This window comes from Grimontia indica (assembly GCF_000333895.2).
GTDB lineage: Bacteria > Pseudomonadota > Gammaproteobacteria > Enterobacterales > Vibrionaceae > Enterovibrio > Enterovibrio indicus.
The window spans coordinates 63,436-69,641 of record NZ_ANFM02000015.1; the positions used below are offsets into that span (position 1 = coordinate 63,436).

General features: G+C 46.3%; 6 protein-coding genes. 3 read left to right on the top strand and 3 right to left on the bottom strand.

Features of this window, described 5'->3' with window-relative positions:
• Window positions 1-162: 162 nt before the first annotated feature.
• The 3 genes from D515_RS09600 to D515_RS09610 all read right to left on the bottom strand — a co-directional run bounded on the left by D515_RS09600 (window position 163) and on the right by D515_RS09610 (window position 2,640).
• Window positions 163-987 carry an aldo/keto reductase gene (locus tag D515_RS09600; protein WP_002538077.1) on the bottom strand — a complete coding sequence of 275 codons (825 nt, stop codon included), beginning with the start codon at window positions 985-987 and terminating at the stop codon, window positions 163-165.
• A 42-nt stretch (window positions 988-1,029) separates the two neighbouring features.
• Window positions 1,030-1,326: a Dabb family protein gene (locus tag D515_RS09605; RefSeq protein WP_002538078.1), complete on the bottom strand. Its 297-nt coding sequence runs from the start codon at window positions 1,324-1,326 to the stop codon at window positions 1,030-1,032.
• 72 nt (window positions 1,327-1,398) lie between these two features.
• Window positions 1,399-2,640: a YbiU family protein gene (locus D515_RS09610; protein WP_002538079.1), complete on the bottom strand. Its 1,242-nt coding sequence runs from the start codon at window positions 2,638-2,640 to the stop codon at window positions 1,399-1,401.
• A gap of 291 nt (window positions 2,641-2,931) precedes the next feature.
• On the opposite strand from D515_RS09610, the gene D515_RS09615 reads away from it, so the two are divergent.
• The 3 genes from D515_RS09615 to D515_RS09625 all read left to right on the top strand — a co-directional run bounded on the left by D515_RS09615 (window position 2,932) and on the right by D515_RS09625 (window position 5,312).
• Window positions 2,932-3,984 (top strand): LacI family DNA-binding transcriptional regulator, encoded by a 1,053-nt coding sequence (locus tag D515_RS09615; RefSeq protein ID WP_002538080.1) that lies wholly within the window; start codon window positions 2,932-2,934, stop codon window positions 3,982-3,984.
• A gap of 94 nt (window positions 3,985-4,078) precedes the next feature.
• The gene (locus D515_RS09620; protein WP_239643956.1) at window positions 4,079-4,528 is read left to right on the top strand and encodes a hypothetical protein; all 450 of its coding nucleotides are present in this window, start codon (window positions 4,079-4,081) and stop codon (window positions 4,526-4,528) included.
• A 31-nt stretch (window positions 4,529-4,559) separates the two neighbouring features.
• Window positions 4,560-5,312, top strand: a complete 753-nt coding sequence (locus D515_RS09625; RefSeq protein ID WP_002538082.1) for a hypothetical protein — start codon at window positions 4,560-4,562, stop codon at window positions 5,310-5,312.
• The last annotated feature ends 894 nt before the right edge of the window (window positions 5,313-6,206 follow it).

Below are 6,206 nucleotides of genomic sequence, written 5' to 3' on the forward strand. Positions count from 1 at the left end.
CCATGCACTAGCAGTCGACTCTATGCAAGTACGTGGTATCGAGATGCTAAACATTCAAAAAGCCTTCGCATAACAGATAGCGTTAACCTGTTTAACCAAGGTTAGAATCGCCCGATGATCGTCAAAGCCAGTTCAGAGGAACTGGCTTTATCGCGAGAGCCGTTAAGTCTCTTGCCAATCGGGAGCCCAGGGCGAGAGCTCTTTCGTCACTATGCGCATATTGGTATCGGTTAATGCATCAATTTTCGCCATTTCAATGCTTGATAAGGTGAAGTCCATAACATCGAAGTTAGCGCGAATGTTTTCCTGTTTTGTAGACATGGTGGTAATCGCTACCCCTTTCTGAAGCGCCCAGCGCAATGCGATTTGTGCGCTGGTCTTTTGGTAGCATTGTGCGATATCAGCAAAGAGGGAATGTTTGAAAATTTCCCCCCTTGCGACTGAGCAATAGGAAGAAAGGGGAATCGAGGTCTCAGTGGCCGTCAGTAGTAGCTGTTCTTGGTTCAATAGAGGATGGAACTCGACTTGATTGGTCACGATCGGCGTTTCAATGGTCTTTCGCACTTCTCTCATCATGCGAGCGTTATAATTAGACACCGCAATATGCTTCGCTAACCCCAATCTATGCGCTTGTTCCAGCATCCACAGTGATGGGCCAACATCGCCATCTGCAGGCGGCCAGTGCAACATGAGAACATCAACATATTGTAATTTCAGTGCCTTGAGACTGTCTTTCACCGACAGTATAAAGTGGCGGTCATGGAAGTTGTCAGGGTGCACTTTTGTGGTAATGCACAGCGCCTCCCTTTTTACGGGTAATTTAGACAATGCTTCGCCTAAGCTCGCCTCGTTCCCGTACATTTGTGCCGTGTCGAACGCGCGGTAACCTGCCTCAAAGGCATGATGAACTGCCGTTGTCAGAGTGTCACCATTGAGAGGATAGGTTCCGAAAACCCGTTGATTAACGCCTTGAAAGCACACATTCATCGTGATGCTCCTTATCTAGAATTGTGTCCCTGACATCGACAATCACAGGCTGTAATCAAAGACCGTGATGTCCTCAATGAGTGGCACGAAATCAAGTTTGAGTTTGTCATGTTCCGGGTGTGGAAGGTACTGCTCTCGGCCTGCTTGGTTTGCAAACGTCATCAGTACCGCATGGGTACACCCTTTGTTGAGGTTCTCGTCGCTGTCGTTTTCTCCCCACTCGACGGAAACAACCCCGTCGATTTTTTTAGGGACATCCAGAAAGAGTGCTTTGATATGGTTGATTTGGTCTTCGGTGGCACTCTCTATAAATTTGATGAGCAAGATATGTCTGATCATTGTTGTGTGACTCCCTTTTGCCGGTCTTCCATTTTGTATTCTGTGATTATTCAAACGCCGCACGGAATGGCGTTAGACGTCAAAGCCCATTTGCTGTTTACCCAACGCAGAGAGGTCAGTCTCTGTGGCTCGGTCCTTGTAATTCACCTCATAGTTTTCAGCGGCGAAATCAGGGCTACTTTCTCCCTTCAGAAAAGCGACCTTTTGTTTTAGCGAGTAGTCGATGTTCTTCTGACATGAAGGCGCGGCACCAATGAAAAGAACATTGCTGTATCCATCTCCCGTGTGCTGATCTTCGACCGCATGAATGGTGTCCGGATGCCACCATACCGTGTCACCAGGATTCACTTTTGGAATTGACACTAAGCCTTCTAACAGATCGCTATGCCATTGCTCTGAAACGGTGAGCGCCCGACATGGCTCTGCACCGCATAAGTCATCTTCAGGCACATCATCTTGAAGCGCTCTCAGCAGGATATAAGGCATGGTGAGTATAGAAGGCACGACTTTTAAGGTGCCATCACCCTGGCCTTGTGACGTCAGTGCCAGCCACCCTTGGAAGGAACGAAACACACTGCAAACTGCAGGGGAGGGAAACTCTTCTACGTTGATGCGGTGTGCACCATGAAAGGCATTATGTGAACGCCAGTCGCCGCCGAATATTTTCTCAAATACCTTTCGGTAGCTTGGGTCAAGCCAACGTTCGACAGACCCAGCGTCCACATGCGGAGAGAGACCCAGCGTGGTATCGCCGGGTTCACGGCGGCGAACGCGGTCTGCATACGTGACGTCTTTTGTGGGGTCAAAGTAGGTTTCACCGTTCTCCTGCCATACCCAAAGCGCATTAAGGTATTGTCGAACAGCAGCCATATTCGGATGTTGTCGCGCCCAGATCTGAGGCTTTGACCAATAGATACCGAAGATTTGCGGTTTGTCAGATTTCAGCTGACTAAAATAATTGTCTTCAACATCCGTGGTTTGCTCGTAATAACCGTTGCCAACAATGTAGTCCGACAGCTCATCATTCTTTTGCTGAACGTCTTCAGTAGGCAGCGTATTTCGAATGATACAGCAGCCCGCCTGATGAATGGCATTGCGCTGTTGGGTACTAAATTGGCCCTGCGCCTGTACTTGGGAAAACTCATAAACCGGAATGGCACTGCCTGTCGTTTCAAGTGACTTGATGCGCTTAACATCCTCACGCACTGCTTGCTGAATCTCTTTGAACCTTTCCTTGTAATCAGGGATTTGCTGGCGCAGCGTTGCTTTTAAATTCTTGATTTGCTGTGGCAAGTTGTCTTTGGATAAAGCCATGGTTGCTCTCCTTCATTTGGCATCGCGTCCTTTCTTCAGTATTCGCCGAGGACAGTATTGATCGGCATGTCAGCGCGTCATCTCTTGCTGAGCATTTATTGAGCGATTTGTTATTAATATACACAGCTAACTGGAACGTTCCAGTTATTTATGTATATTTAAGTGAAGAGAGAGTATTGAAATTGAGAGTCTGCAACTATCCATCGTTCAGATATCCTTAATGTCATCAAATGGATATCACCTCTGGATACAAGCATCTTGAGGTTGTTTGGGTATACCAGTCAGGAGAAAATGTTGGTTAAAAAAGAGAACGCAAGAAGCAAAAAGCCGACAGTGATCGATGTTGCAAAGCGGGCTGGTGTCTCCAAATCGTCAGTGTCACTGGTCATTCGAAATGCAAAAGGCGTGGCTGAGGCAACCCGCGTTCGCGTCAGAGAGGCGATGGATGAGATCGGTTACGTATACAATCGTGAAGCTGCGGGTTTAAGGAGTAAAACGTCCACACTGGTTGCCATCATTGCCAATGACTTAGCCAACCCTTATCTGGCGCAAGTGATCATTGCGCTTGAGGCACGTCTTGATGAGTTAGGCCTGACACCCATCATAGTGAACATCAATGAAAGCTTATCGCGTCAGCAATCTATCGTCGCCTCGCTCAAAGAATACAATGTTTGTGGTTATTTGATCGTCCCGGCTCCCGAAACCTCTGCGGAATGGATACAATCTCTTGCATCAAATGGCAGTGCGATCGTCACCATGATGCGGCAAATCGATGGGGGAGGCGCACCCACTGTCATGCCTGATAATAGGCAGGGCTGCTACATGGCGACAAAACACCTTCTTGCTCTGGGTCACCGACGCATCGCCTTTGTGGGTGGTGTTGAAAGCATCTCTGACTACCGAGAACGCCGACAGGGTTTTATTGATGCCATGGCAGAAGAAAACGTCCCCATCCAAGACGGTGACATTTTGCCAGGTTCTACCAAACGCTTGGGTGGTAAAGAATTCACCCACCAATTACTCGATAAAGACGACTCAATCACAGCGATGGTGTGTTTCACCGACGTGGTCGCTTATGGCGTCTATGGTGCGCTTCGCGAGAGAAACCTGCTGCCTGGTCAAGACATTGCGGTGGTGGGCTTTGATGATTTGGATGACAGCCGCTTGCTTGCTCCCTCGCTAACAACAGTGAGGGTGAGTGCTGAATCTCTGGCGCATGAGGCATGCCGGCTGTTGGGAATCAGTCTGGAATCAGACGGAGAAGCGTTTCAAAGCAATCACAAGGTACTCATTGGCGTAGAGTTAGTGGTGCGCGATTCGACGCCTGCCTTAAACGACATATAAATTCGCCATTATCGGCTTTCCTATTTTTGAGCAGGGGAGGGCACGATCGGTAGTGATAATATCGGATGAGTTGTTCGTTAATGCAGTACCTACTATGAACAAATCAAAGATACTCCTTGTCGCGATGACCCTGATATTGCTCCTGATGGCGTCATTCAATGAAAATGCCATCTACGACGAGTATTTCGCTTATCGAGCCGATTACCTTGCCTACCTGCTATTTGGTTACGTTACCTGCCTTTTTGTTTTACTGAACAACAAGGTCGGTAAATGGATGCTCATCATCTTTTATTTGATGCAGTCGGTGACACTTCTCCCTGACTACCCAGACTTCTACTTTAAAACAGGCATTTCGATTTACGTTTCCATATGGGATGGCGTGATCGACACCCCCGCAGCTGATAGGGTCGGTTTTTCCATCAATGCACTGGCGATAGGCATGATCGCATTGACCTTTGCTTTCTTGAAAAATGAGCCGCGTGACAACCAAAAAGCGAGCGAGAAGCAGCCAGAGCAAGAATCTAAAGTTTCTAGGGGCTGTTGACCTTTGGTGATGGATAAAAACAGGATTGTGTATGACGTTTGCCAAGTACGGCCTTTTTACCTTGCTAGCCCTGTTCCTGACGGGGTGTGAAGAGATAGACCGCAGTGTTAGCTCCGCTCTTTGCTTTAACGAAGCACTAGACAAAGAGGGAGCAGAATACACGGTGGACTACATCTACCGATTGAAAGACTCGCACAACTATTCCTATGGCGCGGGTGAAAAAGTCGTGAATGGGGGTGAAGTATCAGTCCCCAGAATGCCTGGTGTGAAAGCGACTCAAGTCTTCACCTATAAACGCAAAAAAGACAAAGATGGACACTTCCATACCCTATCCCCAGATAAGCCTGAAGAAATCTCTTTTTCTACTAAAGATGTGTTTTACGGAGCGATTGAAGAAAATGAAGATTGGTATTACTTCCCTTCAGGAGTTCAAGGCAAAGATGAGTTGTTTAAAGGGGAAAAATACGAATCAGAGAACATCTTCAAGCTCTTTATTGATGGCGTGGAGCAACCAGAAGTAGAGATAGAAACGACGGTGACCTTCTTAGGTATTGAAGAGCTGGATTTCAATGGCCACATCTTTCCAGCGTGTAAAAGAAAGACAAGGTTTGAAGGCTCTTTTGAAAGTGGAAGAGAATTCGATTTGTCCTACATATCCTATGTCGGCGTTGGCAATGGGATCCCGATTGAGCTGGACGTAGAAGAACGCTGGGAGGTGGTATCTTTTGAAATCACTCTGAATGGCGAGAAGATTTTTCCGTTGAGTGAGGGGGAAGGGGAGTAGCAGCCATTGGTATGGCTGCTTGATAAATCGCCAAAAGTGCCTGTCCTGCCAACATAGGTGATGGATGAGATCAACAACGACAGGGGGTTGCTAAACATCGGAATTTGATGGTTACCTTTACATTGGAATCAAACTGTTGAAGCTGACGATAACAACCATCTCAAAACAGTTTATTTTAACTAGGTTGAACTTTTCGATAATTAAGTCAATCCACGTTTTAGTTTTGTGTAAAGTAACCAAATTAATTATCAGAAATATCGTAAATGTAAGTCAACCAAAGACAGACATACTGAATAGAATCCTACGAATAATAAACTCGAGATTATAAGTGTATGAAAAAAATCAATTACCTTTTTTGTTATCTTTACGGTTCTTGCCCTAACTGGATGCGCAAGTGTCCCCAAAGGCCAAGAATGGGCACAGCTACCTGTTTTTGACCTAGATGATGAGTATAAAGGAAAGAGCATCACTCTTAAGGATGAATTTGTATTCGAAAGGTATACTCAATTAAACAACCTTGTTGTAGTGAAAGATGAAATCACTGTACTACCAGGGAAGTTCTTCGCGTACAAACAGGATCCGTTTTATATTTATTACATTGCCGCGGGTGATATCATAAAACTCAAAGCTATGGGTATAACTTCAGATCTAAGACGTAGTGGAATCGCAGTACCGCGCGACGAGAGCAGCCATCTACGTGTGTGGACTCAACTTCCACCTAATCGAGTTACAGATCCTAAAACATTTTTCATCGTGTACCCAACACTCAAAGAGGATGTGAGACCGAAGTTCGAAGGGTTATGAAGGTACTACACTAAGTGTTTTCATTGTTTTAGCAGGAGATAGCAGGAGGACAGACAAAACAAGAGAAATAGGGCAGATAGTATTTCCCTT